10 protein-coding genes are annotated in these 14965 nt (G+C 63.9%); 5 read left to right on the top strand and 5 right to left on the bottom strand.

What is annotated here, in order from left to right; translation table 11 throughout:
• The first annotated feature begins 75 nt into the window (after positions 1-75).
• Entirely contained in the window at positions 76-705 is a 630-nt protein-coding gene (locus ABIA90_RS11250) for a glutathione S-transferase family protein (RefSeq protein WP_354118858.1), read from the top strand.
• 12 nt (positions 706-717) lie between these two features.
• Here ABIA90_RS11250 and ABIA90_RS11255 read toward each other — a convergent pair whose 3' ends face one another.
• The 3 genes from ABIA90_RS11255 to metF all read right to left on the bottom strand — a co-directional run bounded on the left by ABIA90_RS11255 (position 718) and on the right by metF (position 7016).
• Complete coding sequence (locus ABIA90_RS11255; protein ID WP_071916715.1) at positions 718-1506, bottom strand: hypothetical protein; 789 nt, start codon at positions 1504-1506, stop codon at positions 718-720.
• A gap of 712 nt (positions 1507-2218) precedes the next feature.
• Complete coding sequence (metH, locus tag ABIA90_RS11260; RefSeq protein ID WP_354119960.1) at positions 2219-6067, bottom strand: methionine synthase; 3849 nt, start codon at positions 6065-6067, stop codon at positions 2219-2221.
• 7 nt (positions 6068-6074) lie between these two features.
• Positions 6075-7016, bottom strand: coding sequence for a methylenetetrahydrofolate reductase [NAD(P)H] (gene metF / locus ABIA90_RS11265; RefSeq protein WP_166078438.1), 942 nt, complete (start codon positions 7014-7016; stop codon positions 6075-6077).
• A 399-nt stretch (positions 7017-7415) separates the two neighbouring features.
• Between metF and ABIA90_RS11270 the strand changes: the two genes are divergently transcribed.
• Positions 7416-8429: an LLM class flavin-dependent oxidoreductase gene (locus tag ABIA90_RS11270; protein ID WP_354119961.1), complete on the top strand. Its 1014-nt coding sequence runs from the start codon at positions 7416-7418 to the stop codon at positions 8427-8429.
• A 126-nt stretch (positions 8430-8555) separates the two neighbouring features.
• Here the strand turns inward: ABIA90_RS11270 and ABIA90_RS11275 are convergent, their stop codons facing one another.
• Together ABIA90_RS11275 and ABIA90_RS11280 are read right to left on the bottom strand one after the other, a co-directional pair.
• Positions 8556-9416, bottom strand: coding sequence for a prephenate dehydratase (locus ABIA90_RS11275; RefSeq protein ID WP_354119962.1), 861 nt, complete (start codon positions 9414-9416; stop codon positions 8556-8558).
• 21 nt (positions 9417-9437) lie between these two features.
• On the bottom strand, positions 9438-10178 hold the full coding sequence (locus ABIA90_RS11280; RefSeq protein ID WP_354119963.1) for a 3-deoxy-manno-octulosonate cytidylyltransferase: 741 nt from the start codon (positions 10176-10178) through the stop codon (positions 9438-9440).
• Between the two features lie 219 nt (positions 10179-10397).
• Between ABIA90_RS11280 and ABIA90_RS11285 the strand changes: the two genes are divergently transcribed.
• The 3 genes from ABIA90_RS11285 to ABIA90_RS11295 all read left to right on the top strand — a co-directional run bounded on the left by ABIA90_RS11285 (position 10398) and on the right by ABIA90_RS11295 (position 14964).
• Positions 10398-10952, top strand: a complete 555-nt coding sequence (locus ABIA90_RS11285; protein WP_354119964.1) for a c-type cytochrome — start codon at positions 10398-10400, stop codon at positions 10950-10952.
• A 212-nt stretch (positions 10953-11164) separates the two neighbouring features.
• Positions 11165-13066, top strand: a complete 1902-nt coding sequence (locus tag ABIA90_RS11290) for an extracellular solute-binding protein (protein WP_231143893.1) — start codon at positions 11165-11167, stop codon at positions 13064-13066.
• Positions 13067-13080: 14 nt separating this feature from the next.
• Positions 13081-14964 (top strand): extracellular solute-binding protein, encoded by a 1884-nt coding sequence (locus ABIA90_RS11295; protein WP_354119965.1) that lies wholly within the window; start codon positions 13081-13083, stop codon positions 14962-14964.
• Position 14965: the final 1 nt, after the last annotated feature.

A 14965-nucleotide genomic window follows, 5' to 3' on the forward strand; every position in this document is an offset into this window, starting at 1 on the left:
GTCGTTCGATAATAGCCTTGTGAAGAAGGTGAATGGCCGGCTTCGAGCCCCGGCACTGACTAGTGAGCGAGAACCATGTTCCTGATTGGCCAATACGATTCTCCCTTCGTCCGCCGTGTCGCGATCGCGCTGCGGCTCTACGGCCTCGCCTTTGAGCACCGGCCATGGTCCACCTTCGGCGACGCCGACAAGATCGCGCCGTACAACCCACTGCGGCGCGTGCCGACGCTGGTGCTCGATGATGGCGAGGCGCTGATCGAGAGCACGATCATCCTCGATTATCTCGACGAGTTTGTCGGGCCGGAGAAGGCGATGCTGCCGCGCGGCGGCGCCGAGCGACGAACGCATTTACGCATCTGCGCGCTCGCCTCCGGTCTCGGCGACAAGGCGGTGAGCCTGCTCTATGAGCGCGTGCTGCGGAAGGAGCAGCTTGCGCTGTGGGTCGAGCGCTGCCAGGCGCAGATCGCCGACGTGCTGAAGGTGCTCGAAGCCGAACGCGCCGGGGTGACGACGCCGTATTGGCTGGGCGACCGGATCGGCCACGCCGACATTGCGGTTGCCTGCGTCGTCCGCTTCACCCGCGAAGCGCATCCGCAACTGTTCGAGCCGTCGCGCCATCCGGCGCTGTCGGCACACGCCGAACGCTGCGAGGCGCTGGCGCCTTTCAGGGAGATCGAGCAGCCGTTGGCCCCGCCGAAGGGGTGAAAGCGCGCCGTCCTATCTCCTGTTGCAGGGCTTGATCTCACCCGCCGCGGACTTCAGGACGATCGGATTCGGCGACAGTCTTATGCCAAAGAACAATTGAGAGCCGGACACCTTGTCGTCCGATCCCTGGTGTGCGTCCAGCTCGAGCTTCGCCGCGATCTCGGATGTCAGCTTGGCCCGCTCCTCCATCGAAATCGTGTTGTGATATTTGATCTCGTAGACGACGTCGGCTTCCAGCACGGACCGCGTCTGGCAGACGACTCCGCCGCTCGAAAGGTTCAGGGCGATCGCGTCCTCGCATTCGGCCTTCAGCAACGCATTGCGGGTCGATATCAGCGACTCGTCGGAAATCAGGAGAATGTTGGCGTTCTCGAGCTTGAGGTGAATTGAATCAACTTGCTGCATTCCGGCGACCGCCGACAGCTTGTCCCTGACCTGCGCGGACACGTCGAGATTCTTCTCGAGCGACTGCTTCAGGTCCCGGTCCACGGTCGGTGATTTCCGGATCTTGTCGGCCAGCAGCGCGGGGTCGATATCGCAGGTCGGATGCAGCTCCAGCCGGCCATTGCTCAGATATTCGATCGTGTTGATGGTGCCGGGACCGCCGAACGTGCTCGGCGGGACCACCTCGAAATATCCGGTCTCGGAGAGGATGGCCGTGATCGTCTGTTTCTTTCGCGGGAAGCCGACCCAGGCTGCAACCATCACCAGGCCGATCGCGACAAAGACGAGGCTACCAAGCCAAAGCCATTTGCGACTTGCTACTTTCGCGGGCAGCACAACTGGTTTCGTTCGCCGCATGGCACGTAGCCTTTCGGACAGTCAGCCGCGGCAATCGTGGGCAGCACGACAAGGGCGATCGCGGCGACGAACAGTGCAATGAACTGGTTCATATGCTCGATCCCAAGCAAACCATCGGTTTGAAGGTAGTAGGCCGACAGAGTATCGAATCAAGGTTGAGCGGACAAGTGAACGAGTTCACACCGCCTGGTTCCCGCGCGAAATTGCCGGTGAGCCGAATTCCGGATCGCGATCCGTCTTGTTTGTGCGTCAGAATGGAGCAGCTCGCTCTTTGCGTCGCGGCACTGCCGGTTGTTGCGAGGCGCAGGCGCCGTCCAGGGAGATCGTGCAGCCGCCGGCGCCGCCGGAGTGAGGTCTCTACCCTCCCTGGAGGGGGAGGGTCGTTCGCGCGAAGCGCGAGCGGGGTGGGGTGACCTCTCAACACGGGTAGTGTTCAACGCGGAGAGACCGTCACGCCACCTCGGTCCGCTTTCCGCTTCGCTGCATCCGAACCGATCCTCGACCTCCAGGGGAGGATGGGGACCGCACGTGTGGCAACCATCGGCATGGCAGGCGATGATGGAATATTACCGGTGTTTTGCCCGACGGAGCAAGTCGTTTCGGTAAGACCGAAATTCTTCAAGCCTTTCAACCCCACCTCTACTGTGCATGGGGTTGCTTTTCACTTTTTAGTCTTGGGAAGCGAAGGCGGGCTGGGAAGCGAAGGCGGGGCCTAGCCCGCCCCCGCGCGCTTCTTCTGCCAGACGAGATGCACCGCGCAGGTGCAGCCGGGCGGATGCGAGGCGAGGTCCTTCGACGTCTCGTCGTTCGCGGGTGTCGCCACGAAGGCCTTGTCGGACTGCTGCGACGGGATGTAGTTCAGCACCGGCGCGAGCCAGCGCTCGGTCTCGGCCACCGTCATGCCCTTGCGCGCGGCATAGTCCTCGACCTGGTCACGCTCGATCTTGCCGACGCCGAAATAATAGCTCTCGGGGTTCGCGAAATAGAGCCCGGACACGGAAGAGCCCGGCCACATCGCAAAGCTCTCGGTCAGCTTCACGCCGGCAGTCGCCTCCGCATCGAGCAGCTCGAACAGCGGCGCCTTCTCGGTGTGATCGGGCTGCGCGGGATAGCCCGGCGCGGGGCGGATGCCCTGGTACTTCTCGAGGATCAGATCGTCGCAGGAGAGTGCTTCGTCCGGCGCGTAGGCCCAGAACTCGCGGCGCACGCGGGCATGCATGCGTTCGGCGAAAGCTTCAGCGAGACGATCGGCCAGGGCCTTGCACAGGATCGAGGAGTAGTCGTCATTGGCCATCTTGAAGCGGTCGGCGACCACGTCCTCGCCGATGCCGGCCGTGACGACGAAGCCGCCGACATAATCGGGGACGCCAGCGGGCGCGACGAAGTCGGCGAGCGCGGCGTTGAACCGGCCCTCGCGCTTCTCGAGCTGCTGGCGCAGCGTGTGCAGCGTCGCGATCTGCTTGGTCCGGCTTTCGTCGGCATAGAGCACGATGTCGTCACCTTGAGCGTTCGCCGGCCAGAAGCCGACCGTCGCGCGCGCCCGGAACCATTTTTCCCTGACGATCAGGTCGAGCATTTTCCGCGCATCGTCATAGAGCGAGCGCGCGACCTCGCCGACCTTGGAATCGTCGAGGATGGCGGGGAAGCGGCCGGCGAGCTCCCAGGTCTGGAAGAACGGCGTCCAGTCGATATAGGGCACGAGCTCGGCGAGATCGTAATCGTCAAAGCTGCGGATGCCCAAGAAGGTCGGCTTCACCGGCTTGTTCTTGGCAAAGTCGACCGGCACGCGGTTGGCGCGCGCGGTCGCGAGCTTCAGGCGCTTCTTGTCGGCCTGCGCGCGCAGATGCGCGTCCGAGATTTTGGCGTATTCGGCGCGCACCTCGGCAGCATAAGCCTCGCGCTTCTCCGGCGAGAGCAGTGAGGAGGCAACGCCGACGGCGCGGCTGGCGTCATTCACATGCACGACGGGACCGGCGCGATAGCTCGGGTCGATCTTGACGGCCGTGTGCACACGGCTCGTGGTGGCGCCGCCGATCAAGAGCGGCAGCTTCAAACCTTCGCGCTGCAATTCGCCGGCGAAGAACGCCATCTCGTCGAGCGAGGGCGTGATCAGGCCTGATAGCCCGACGATGTCGGCCTTCTCCGCCTTCACGGTCTCGACGATTTTTGCGGCCGGCACCATCACGCCGAGGTCGATGACCTCGAAATTGTTGCACTGGAGCACGATGCCGACGATGTTCTTGCCAATGTCGTGGACGTCGCCCTTGACCGTCGCGAGCACGATCTTGCCGGCGGAAGAGGAGCCTTCCGTGCCGATGCCGTTGGCGAGGTTGCGCGCCTTCTCTTCCTCCATGAACGGCATCAGCCACGCCACCGCCTGCTTCATCACGCGCGCGGACTTCACCACCTGCGGCAGGAACATCTTGCCGTCGCCGAAGAGGTCGCCGACCACGTTCATGCCGGCCATCAAGGGGCCCTCGATCACGTCGAGCGGACGCTTGGATGCCTTGCGGGCCTCCTCGGTGTCCACTTCGATGAACTCGGTGATCCCATGCACCAGCGAATGCGACAGCCGCTTCGCCACCGGCCATTCGCGCCAGGCGAGGTCGGCTTCCTTGGTCTGGGTCTTGTTGCCGCGGAATTTTTCGGCGAGCGCCAGCAGGCGCTCGGAAGCGCCGGGGTCGCGATTGAGGATGACGTCCTCGCATACCTGGCGCAGCTCGGCATCGATATCGTCATACACGATCATCTGCCCGGCATTGACGATGCCCATGTCCATGCCCGCCTTGATGGCGTGATACAGGAACACCGAGTGCATCGCCTCGCGCACCGGCTCGTTGCCGCGGAACGAGAACGACAGATTGGAGACGCCGCCGGAAATATGCGCGTGCGGCAGGTTCTGGCGGATCCAGCGCGTCGCTTCGATGAAGTCGACGCCGTAATTGTTGTGCTCCTCGATGCCGGTCGCGATCGCGAAAATATTCGGATCGAAGATGATGTCTTCTGGCGGGAAGCCGACGCGGTCCACCAGGATGTTGTAGGCGCGCTTGCAGATCTCGGTCTTGCGCGCGAACGTGTCGGCCTGGCCGACCTCGTCGAACGCCATCACCACCACGGCTGCGCCATGGCGCCGGGCGATCTTGGCCTCGTGAATGAACTTTTCCTCGCCTTCCTTCATCGAGATCGAGTTGACGACCGGCTTGCCCTGCACGCATTTCAGGCCGGCCTCGATCACCGAGAATTTCGAGGAATCGACCATCACCGGGACGCGGGCGATGTCGGGTTCGGCGGCGACGAGGTTGAGGAAGGTCACCATCGCGGCTTCCGAATCCAGAAGTCCTTCGTCCATGTTGACGTCGATGATCTGCGCACCGTTCTCGACCTGGTCGCGGGCGACCTGCAGCGCGGAGGTGTAGTCGCCGGCGGTGATCAGCTTGCGGAAACGGGCGGAGCCGGTGACGTTGGTGCGCTCGCCGACGTTCACGAACGGGATGGCGTCCGTCAGGATGAACGGCTCGAGGCCGGAGAGCCTCAAGCGAGGTTCGATTTCCGGCACGATGCGCGGCTTGTGCGGGGCGACGGCCGCCGCAATCGCCGCGATATGGTCCGGCGTGGTGCCGCAGCAGCCGCCGACGATGTTGACCAGGCCGTCGCGCGCGAACTCGCCGACCAGGCGCGCCATGTATTCTGGGGTCTCGTCGTACTGGCCGAATTCGTTGGGCAGGCCGGCGTTCGGATAGGCACACACCAGGGTGTCGGCGACGCGGCCGATGTCGGCGATGTGGGCGCGCAGATCTTCCGCGCCGAGCGCGCAGTTGAAGCCGATGGTGACGGGTTTTGCGTGCCGCACCGAATTCCAGAACGCTTCCGGCATCTGGCCCGACAGCAGGCGGCCGGATTTGTCGGTGATGGTGCCCGACACCATCACGGGCACGTCGATGCCGCGCTCTTCGGTGATTTCGGCGATCGCATACAGCGCCGCCTTGGCGTTCAGCGTATCGAAGATGGTCTCGACCAGCAGCAGATCGACACCGCCGTCGAGCATGCCGTTGATCTGCTCGCCATAGGATTTGCGCAGATCGTCGAACGTGACGGCCCGGTAGCCGGGATTGGAAACGTCGGGCGAGATCGAGGCGGTGCGGTTGGTCGGGCCGATGGCACCGGCAACGAAGCGCGGCTTGCCGTCCTCGGCCTCGACGCGACGAGCGGCATTGCCGGCGAGGCGGGCGCCTTCGCGCGCCATCTCGTAGACGATGTCGGCGAGGTCGTAATCGGCCTGCGCGATCGAGGTCGTCGAGAAGGTGTTGGTCGCGACGATGTCGGCGCCGGCGCGCAAATAGGCGGCGTGGATGTCCTCGATCGCCTGCGGCTGGGTCAGGATCAACAGATCGTTGTTGCCGCGCAGATCGCGATGGAAATCCTCGAAGCGCTCGCCGCGGAAGGCGGCCTCGTCGAACTGGAGGTTCTGGATCATCGTGCCCATGGCGCCGTCGAGCACGAGAATACGCTCGCGCGCGGCATTGAGCAGGGCAGTTCGCTTGGGAGAGATGGATACGGTCATTGTCTTCTTACGCCGCCTTCTGCGCGCTCTTGGCGCGGATGCCGAGCAAATGGCTGATCGCGAACACGAGATCGGCGCGGTTCATGGTGTAGAAATGGAAGGTATCGACGCCGCGCTTCGCCAGCTTCTGCACCTGGCCGGCGGCAACCGTCGCGGCCACCAGCTTGCGGGTCTCGGCGTCGTCGTCGAGGCCGTCGAATTTCTCCGCCAGCCAATCCGGCACGGAGGTGCCGGCGCGGGTGACGAAATTGCGGGCCTGCTTGAAATTGTGCATGGGCATGATGCCGGGCACGATCGGGATGTCGATGCCTCGGGCACGGACGCGATCGAGATAGCGGAAGTAGAGGTCGTTATCGAAGAACACCTGCGTGATCGCGCGCGTCGCACCCGCATCGACCTTGGCCTTCAGCGTGTCGATGTCGGCGTCGAAGTCGCGCGCTTCAGGGTGCTTCTCGGGATAGGCGGACACGGACACTTCGATGTCGCCGTGGCGCTTCTTGATGCCCGCAACGAGGTCGGCTGAGCTCTGGTAACCGTCGGGATGGCTGGAATAGGGCGTGCCGATGCCGCCGGCGGGATCGCCGCGCAGGCCGACGATGTGGCGGACGCCGACCTCGTGATAGCGGTCGACGATCTCGTCGATCTCCCCGCGCGAGGCGCCGACGCAGGTCAAATGCGCGGCCGGCAGCAGCGCGGTCTCCCTGAGGATGCGGGTGATGGTCGAATGGGTGCGCTCGCGGGTCGAGCCGCCGGCCCCATAGGTCACGGAGACGAATTTCGGGTCGAGCGGGGCGAGCCGGTTGATGGTCTCCCAGAGATTGCGCTCCATCTCTTCCGTCTTGGGCGGAAAGAACTCGAAGGAGATCGCAGGCCGCTTCGAGGAGAGGTGCCCGTTTTGGAGGTGCCCGTCTTGCCCTTCGGCTCGGGCAGGCGTCGTCAGATCAGTCATGGCACCACTCACTCCAGGGGCTCGTCCGGCTTTCGGCGGCCGGCAGTCAGGTCTCGATTGGATGTGGGCAAGATAAGCCAAAGCGGTCGCACTCGACAGCCCATCGGGGATGGGAAGTGGCCCACTTTCACCGGTAACGGTGGAAATATTGAACGGATGAGGGTGTGAGTGGGAAGTGCGTAGATCTGAAAAAATATCATATAAATCAATGAATTGCAACGGTTTTGGTGGCGAGCGGGAGCAAATAAGGGGTGTGGGCAGTGTGAAGATGGTGTTGCTGCGACAAATCTTGTCCCATCGCCTCAACCGGCCTTGGCGTGCGGGCTCGCTGCCTGCACACGCCAGACCTGCGCAGTCTGCCCATTGCCGCCGCGCCGGCCTTCACTACGTTAGCGCGCCATGATCCCGCTCTCAGTCCTCGACCTCTCCGTCGTCACCACAAGTACAAGACCCGCCGCGGCGCTGCGCAACAGCATCGATCTGGCGCGCCATGTCGATGGGCTTGGCTATGTCCGCTACTGGCTCGCCGAGCATCACAACCTCGCTTCGGTGGCGAGCCCGGCGCCCGACGTGATGATCGGGCAGATCGCGGCGGTGACGAAGCACATCCGCGTCGGCTCCGGCGGGGTGATGCTGCCCAACCACGCCCCGCTCGTGGTGGCCGAGCGCTTCAAGATGCTGGAGGCGCTGTTTCCCGGCCGCATCGATCTCGGTCTCGGCCGCGCCCCCGGCACCGACGGCGCGACCGCCTACGCACTGCGCAGCCGGCTCGACCGCCGCGAGGGCGACGACTTCCTGGAGCGGCTGCACGAACTGATTCTGTGGGAGACCCGCGAATTTCCCGCAGGGCACCCCTACAACAACGTGGTCGCGATGCCCGACGACACCAAGCTACCGCCGATCTGGCTGCTCGGCTCCAGCGACTATTCCTCGGAGCTCGCCGCGCAGGTCGGCATGGGCTTCGCCTTCGCCCATCACTTCGCATCCCATGACGCGATCGATGCGATGGTGCATTACCGCAACCGTTTCCAGCCCTCGGCATGGAGCGCGAGCCCGCGCGCGATCCTCGCCGTCGCCGTCATCACGGCCGACACGGATGAGGAGGCCGAAAAGCTCGCTTCCTCGTTCGATCTCAACCGCCTGCGCCGCGACCGCGGGCAATATCTGCCGCTGCCGAGTGTCGAGGAGGCGCTGGCCTATCCCTATACGGACGCCGAGCGCATTTCGATCTCGCGCAACCGTTCGCGCCTCTTCGTCGGCAATCCGGCGACGGTGCAGAAGAAACTGCAGCCGTTGATCGATGCGAGCAAACCGGACGAGTTGATGGTGATTACGGCCGTATACGATCACGACGCGCGTAAGAAGTCGTATTCGCTGCTGGCCGAGGCGTTCGGACTGAAAGCGGCCGCGTAAAGCTCTCGTGCGCCGGACGCCGCGCAGCGCGAAGCGGTGCGCTGCAGAGCCGGGGCCCACCCATCGCGCTCCGGGTATCGTGGCCCCTGGGTCCCGGCTCGCGCTTCGCGCGTGCGGGACACGCAATCAATCCTGCTGCGTCTCGCTGAACGTCGCGCGGAAGGGGTGTCCCGGATACACGCCGACGATGCGGAATTCGCGCGAGAAGAATTTCAGCTCCTCGATAGCGAACGCCAGTCCCTTGTCTTCAGGGTGGCCGTCGACGTCGGCATAAAACTGTGTGGCGAAGAAATTGCCGTCGACCATGTAGCTTTCGAGCTTGGTCATGTTGACGCCGTTGGTGGCGAAGCCGCCGAGCGCCTTGTAGAGCGCAGCGGGCAAGTTGCGCACACGAAATACAAAAGTCGTGACCAGCGGCCCCGAGCCCTGCGCCGCCCATTTCGGCTCGCGCGCCAGCACCACGAAGCGCGTGGTGTTGTGCGCCTCGTCCTCGATGTCCTCGGCCAGGATGTCGAGGCCGTAGATCTTTGCCGCAAGCCGCGAGGCGATCGCGGCGACGGCCTTGTCGTTGCGCTCGGAGATGTCGCGGGCGCTGCCGGCGGTGTCGGCGTGCACGATCGGCTTGATGCCGAGCTTGCGGATGATGCGCCGGCACTGGCCGAGCGCATGCACGTGGCTCTCCACGCTCTTGATGTCCTCGAGCTTGGTCCCCTTCACCGCCATCAGCTGATGGCGGACCGGCAGAAACCATTCGCCGATGATGAAGAGGCCGGAGGCCGGCAGCAGGTGATGGATATCGGCGACGCGGCCCGCGACCGAATTCTCGATCGGGATCATGCCGAGATCGGCCTCGCCCGACGAGATCGCCGACAGCGCATCCTCGAAGGTGGCGCAGGGCATCGGCTCGGCGTCGGAATAGGCCTCGACGATGGCGATGTGGGAATTGGCTCCAGGCTCGCCCTGGAATGCGATTTTCAGCTTGCTCATGATCGGCCTTGTAACAGCGGCTCAGGATTTGGAAAGGATGCTGCGGGCGGTCGCCAGGTCCGCCGGCGTGTCGACCCCGCGGGGCACGGTGTCGACGATGGTGAAGTCGATCCGCATCCCGGCCTCCAGCGCCCGAAGCTGCTCGAGCTTCTCCTGCAATTCCAGCGGGGATGGCGGCAGGGAGACGTAGCGCTCCAGCGCGGCGCGGCGATAGGCGTAGAGGCCGATATGGTGGTAGCGCGGTCCGTCGCCGGTCGGAGCAGTCGCGCGGGTGAAATAAAGTGCGCGCATGCGTTTCCCGCCGAGCGAGGTTCCGATCGCCTTTACGACGCTCGGCGCGAGGTCCTCCTCCTCGGTATGGATCTGTGACGCCAGCGTCGCGATGTCCACGGCCGGATCTTGCAGCGGCGGCAGCACCTCGCGGATGTTGTCGATCGTGATGGTCGGGAAATCGCCCTGCAGATTGACCACGATCTCGGCCTTGCCTGAGGGATCGAGCTTCTGCATCGCCTCGTGGATGCGGTCCGAGCCAGAGGGGTGCTCCGGGCGGGTCATCACGGCTTCGCCGCCATGGGCGGTGACCACGGAGGCGATCTCGTCCGTATCGGTCGCGACCGCGACCCGGCCGATGCCGGCGGCCTCTGCCCGCCGCATCACGTGCACGATCATAGGCAGGCCCGCGATGTCTGCGAGCGGCTTGCCCGGCAGGCGGGTGGCGGCCATGCGGGCGGGGATCAGCACCAGGATGCGGGGATCGATCATCGGGTCAAGGGCCTGGAAACGAGAGGTTTTCCGCGTCGAGAAATGGGGTGGGGACGGGCTGAAAGCCGGGTCGCTTATACGGGTTGCCAGACCCCGGGCAAACCGATATCTCAATGGCAAAACTCGGGGAAACAACAAGGAACGTTTGATTCTCCCGAGGCTCGTCCTGGCGGCCGCTCGGCCGCTATTTCCTTACTGTGGTGTGGGGCCTGGCCGGAAATGGACTCTTTCGAACTGAACAAGATCCTCGGTGCCGTGCTTGGCACCTGTCTCATTCTGCTTGTGACGAGCTTTGCCGCCCAGGCGCTGTTCACACCGAAGCCGCTGGCGAAGCCTGGTTTCGAGATCGCCGTGAAGGAAGATGCCGGCCACGGCAAGGAAGGTGGCGCCGCTGCTGCGCCCTCCGAGCCGATCGAAAAGCTGCTCCAGACCGCTTCCGTCGAAAAGGGCGCTTCGGCTGCCAAGAAGTGCGGCGCCTGCCACACCTTCGAGAAGGGCGGCCCGAATCGCGTCGGTCCGAACCTCTATGGCGTCGTCGGCGAAGCCAGGGGCGAGGGCCGCAACGGCTTCAACTTCTCGGTCGCCATGAAGGCCAAGGGCGGCACCTGGTCGTTCGACGACCTCAACAAGTTCATTGCCAATCCGAAGGGCTTCATCCCGGGCACCGCGATGGGCTTCGCCGGCATCCCGAAGGACTCCGAGCGCGCCGACGTCATCGCCTATCTGAATTCGCTGTCAGAGCATCCTCAGCCGATCCCGACGGCGTCGAAGTAAGGCTGTCAAAAACCGATTTTGAATGTGCGGCCAGGCTGAAAAGCCTGGCCGTTCGCTTATCCGGGCCTCGCGGTGAGTTTATCGGGGCGTTTGGCCGCATCCGACAGGCCGCCGGGGCTTCCAACATGAGGAAAAAGCAACATATTCCGTCGAAACCTCGCCTATATTGAGCACTTAAAGGGGTAACCTCCTTCAAGATCAGGAATGTTGATTTGGCCATTACCCGACGCGATCTCCTGCTCACCGGCACTGCCGCCGTAGCGCTCCCCGCCCTCGGTTCCGTGGGGGGCCTTCCCGTCATCAGCACGGCCGCGGCGCAATCCGCCAGTGAGGCGCCCTGGCGGCACGCGCTGTCGCTGTTCGGACAGGTCAAATATCCCGCCGACTTCAAGCGCTTCGATTACGTCAATCCGGAAGCGCCCAAAGGCGGTGTCGCGCGCCAGATCGCCGTCGGCACTTTCGATAATTTCAATATCGTAGTGGCGGGAGTGAAGGGGCAGGTCGCCGGCGCCGTCGCGTTCATCTACGAATCCCTCACGACGCCCTCGCTCGACGAAGTCTCGACCGAATACGGCGCGCTGGCCGAGGCCGTCAGCCACCCGGCCGACTTTTCCTTCGTCACCTATCGTTTGCGGCCGCAGGCCAAATGGCATGACGGCAAGCCGGTCACTGCGGACGACGTGATCTTCTCGCTGGATGCCTTCAAGAAGCATCACCCGATGTACTCGGCCTATTACAGCCATGTGGTGAAGGCCGAGAAGGTCGGTGAGCGCGAGGTGAAGTTCGTGTTCGACGCACCGGGCAACCGCGAGCTGCCGCAGATCGTCGGGCAGCTCACGGTTTTGCCGAAGCATTGGTGGGAGGGGACCGACGCGCAGGGCCGCAAGCGCGATGTCTCCGCGACCACGCTCGAAATACCGCTCGGTTCCGGCCCCTACAAGGTCAAGGAATTCGTGGCGGGACGGTCGATCGCGCTGGAGCGCGTCAAGGATTATTGGGGGCGCGATTTCGCCACCAATGTGGGCCGCAACAATTTCGACGAGATGCGCTACGAGTATTTCCGCGATGCCACCGTGGCGATCGAGGCTTTCAAGGCCGATCAGGTGGACTGGCGCACCGAGAACAGTGCGAAGAACTGGGCGACAGCCTACGACTTCCCGGCCGTGACCGAAAAGCGGGTGATCCTCGAGGAGTTCGCCAATCGCAGCTCGGGTGTGATGCAGGCTTTCGTGCCGAACCTGCGCCGCGCCAAATTCAAAGATCCTCGCGTCCGTCGCGCGCTCAACTATGCGTTCGACTTCGAGGAGATGAACAAGCAGATCTTCTACGGTCAGTACAAGCGCGTCAGCAGCTATTTCGATGGCATCGACGAGCTCATGGCGACCGGGTTGCCGCAGGGGAAAGAGCTCGAGATCCTCGAGACCGTCCGCGCCGAGGTCCCGCCGGAAGTGTTCACGACGGCCTACACCAATCCGGTCGGCGGCAGTCCGGAAGCCGTGCGCGACAATCTTCGCGAGGCGCTGCGCCTGTTCAAGGAGGCCGGCTACGAGGTGCGCGACCGCAAGCTGGTCGACGTCAAGACCGGTGCGCAGTTCACGCTGGAGCTGCTGAACCAGGATCCGAGCTTCGAGCGGGTCACGCTGTTCTACAAGCCGTCTCTGGAACGACTCGGCATCGCGGTCAGCGTGCGCACGGTCGACCCGACTCAATACGAGAACAGGACGCGGGACTGGGATTTCGACGTCGTCACCAACTCATGGGGCGAGTCGCAGTCGCCGGGCAACGAGCAGCGCGAGTTCTGGTCGTCCAAGACGGCCGACATCGCTGGTTCGCGCAATATTGCCGGCATCAAGAATCCGGCGGTCGACAAGCTGATCGAGCGGCTGATCTACGCCACGGGCCGCGACGATCTCGTCGCGGCAACCAAAGCGCTCGACCGCGTGCTGCTGTGGAATAACTACGTCGTTCCGCAATGGACCTATTCGAAGATCCGCACCGCGCGCTGGGATCGCTTCGGCCGGCCGGCGGAATTGCCCAAATACGGTCAGTCCGGCTTCCCGTTCATCTGGTGGTACGACGCAGACAAGGCGGCACGGATCGCAAAGAAGTCGTGAAGGACATCCCCCGCATGACGCAGATGTCACGCCGCCATGTGCTGGTCTTGGGTGTCGGCGGCACTCTCGGTGCGTCCCTCGGCGCGCTGATGTTGCCCGGCGCACGCGCATCGGAAGCGGGGACCGAGGCGCACGGCATCTCGGCGTTCGGCGATCTCAAATATTCCGCCGACTTCCACCATTTCGACTATGTCAATCTCGATGCGCCGAAGGGCGGCACGTTCTCGCTCATTCCCTCGGTGCGGGCCTACAACCAGTCCTATTTCACGTTCTCTTCGCTCAACGCCTACATCCTGAAGGGCGAAGGTGCGCAGGGCATGGACATGACCTTCGCGCCGTTGATGGCGCGGGCCAATGACGAGCCCGACGCGATGTACGGGCTTGCGGCGAAATCGGTGCGAATCTCGCCGGACAAGCTGACCTACACCTTCACGATACGGCCCGAGGCCCGCTTCCACGACGGCTCCCGGCTCACTGCGCATGACGTCGCCTTCTCGCTCAACACGCTGAAGGAGAAGGGCCATCCGCTGATCATCGTGCAGCTCCGCGATTTCGTGAAGGCCGAGGCGCTGGACGACGCCACCGTGGCCGTCGCCTTCGCGCCGAACCGCGCGCGCGACGTGCCGCTCTATGTCGCGAGCCTGCCGATCTTCTCGAAGGCCTATTATGCCACGCGCGCCTTCGACGAATCGACGCTCGATACGCCGCTGGGCGCCGGCCCGTACAAGGTCGGCAGGTTCGAGGTGAACCGCTATGTCGAATATGAGCGCGTCAAGGACTGGTGGGGCGCCGACCTGCCGGTCTGCCGCGGCAGCTACAATTTCGACACGGTGCGCTACGAATTCTACCGCGACCGCGACGTTGCCTTCGAAGGCTTCACCGGCAAGAACTATCTGTTCCGCGAGGAGCTCACCTCGCGCATCTGGGCCACACGCTATGATTTCCCGGCGATCAAGGACGGCCGGGTCAAGCGCGAGCAGCTGCCGGACGAGACCCCGTCGGGTGCGCAGGGCTGGTTCATCAACATCCGCCGCGACAAGTTCAGGGATCCGCGCGTGCGGGAGGCGCTGACCTACGCCTTCGACTTCGAATGGACCAACAAGTCGATCATGTACGGCGCCTATGCGCGCACGCACTCGCCATTCCAGAACTCCGACATGATGGTATCAGGCCAGCCTTCGCCCGAAGAGCTCGCGCTGCTCGAGCCCTTCCGCGGCAAGGTGCCTGACGAAGTGTTCGGCCAGCCTTTCGTGCCGCCGGTGTCGGACGGATCGGGACAGGACCGCAGCCTGCTGCGCAAGGCGGGCGAGCTGCTCAACGAGGCGGGCTACGTCGTCAAGGATCGCAAGCGGGTACTGCCCAATGGCGAGCCTTTCACGATCGAGTTCCTGAACGACGAGCAGTCGATCCAGCCGCATCACGGGCCGTACCTGAAGAACCTCGCAACGCTCGGCATCGACGCCACGTTTCGCCTGGTCGATGCCGTGCAGTACCGCGCGCGGCTCGAGGATTTCGATTTCGACATGACGATCCAACGCTTCTCGATGTCGGCGACGCCCGGCGACGCCATGCGGGCGTTCTTCTCCTCCCAGGCGGCCAAGACCAAAGGCTCCTACAATCTCGCCGGCATCTCCGATCCGATCATCGACGCGCTGATCGAGAAGATCATTGCCGCCCAGACCAGGGTGGAGCTGACCACGGCCTGCCGCGCCTTCGATCGCGTGTTCCGGGCCGGGCGCTACTGGGTGCCTCAGTGGTACGCAAACTTTCATCGCGTGGCCTATTGGGACCAGTTCAGCCATCCCGACAAGCCGGCGAAATATGCGCAAGGCGTCGGTGCGCCGGAGAACTGGTGGTTCGATGCCGCCAAGGCGGCCAAGCTCGAGCAGGCGAAATAAT

This window comes from Bradyrhizobium sp. LA6.8 (assembly GCF_040547935.1).
Taxonomy (GTDB): domain Bacteria; phylum Pseudomonadota; class Alphaproteobacteria; order Rhizobiales; family Xanthobacteraceae; genus Bradyrhizobium; species Bradyrhizobium barranii.

Excerpts from the sequence above, each read along its gene's own strand:
- ABIA90_RS11255 (WP_071916715.1), bottom strand. The coding sequence starts at position 1,506 with ATGCGGCGAACGAAACCAGTTGTGCTGCCCGCGAAAGTAGCAAGTCGC.
- ABIA90_RS11295 (WP_354119965.1), top strand. The coding sequence starts at position 13,081 with ATGACGCAGATGTCACGCCGCCATGTGCTGGTCTTGGGTGTCGGCGGC.
- ABIA90_RS11285 (WP_354119964.1), top strand. The coding sequence starts at position 10,398 with ATGGACTCTTTCGAACTGAACAAGATCCTCGGTGCCGTGCTTGGCACC.
- ABIA90_RS11270 (WP_354119961.1), top strand. The coding sequence starts at position 7,416 with ATGATCCCGCTCTCAGTCCTCGACCTCTCCGTCGTCACCACAAGTACA.
- metF (WP_166078438.1), bottom strand. The coding sequence starts at position 7,016 with ATGACTGATCTGACGACGCCTGCCCGAGCCGAAGGGCAAGACGGGCAC.
- ABIA90_RS11250 (WP_354118858.1), top strand. The coding sequence starts at position 76 with ATGTTCCTGATTGGCCAATACGATTCTCCCTTCGTCCGCCGTGTCGCG.
- ABIA90_RS11275 (WP_354119962.1), bottom strand. The coding sequence starts at position 9,416 with ATGAGCAAGCTGAAAATCGCATTCCAGGGCGAGCCTGGAGCCAATTCC.
- metH (WP_354119960.1), bottom strand. The coding sequence starts at position 6,067 with ATGACCGTATCCATCTCTCCCAAGCGAACTGCCCTGCTCAATGCCGCG.
- ABIA90_RS11280 (WP_354119963.1), bottom strand. The coding sequence starts at position 10,178 with ATGATCGATCCCCGCATCCTGGTGCTGATCCCCGCCCGCATGGCCGCC.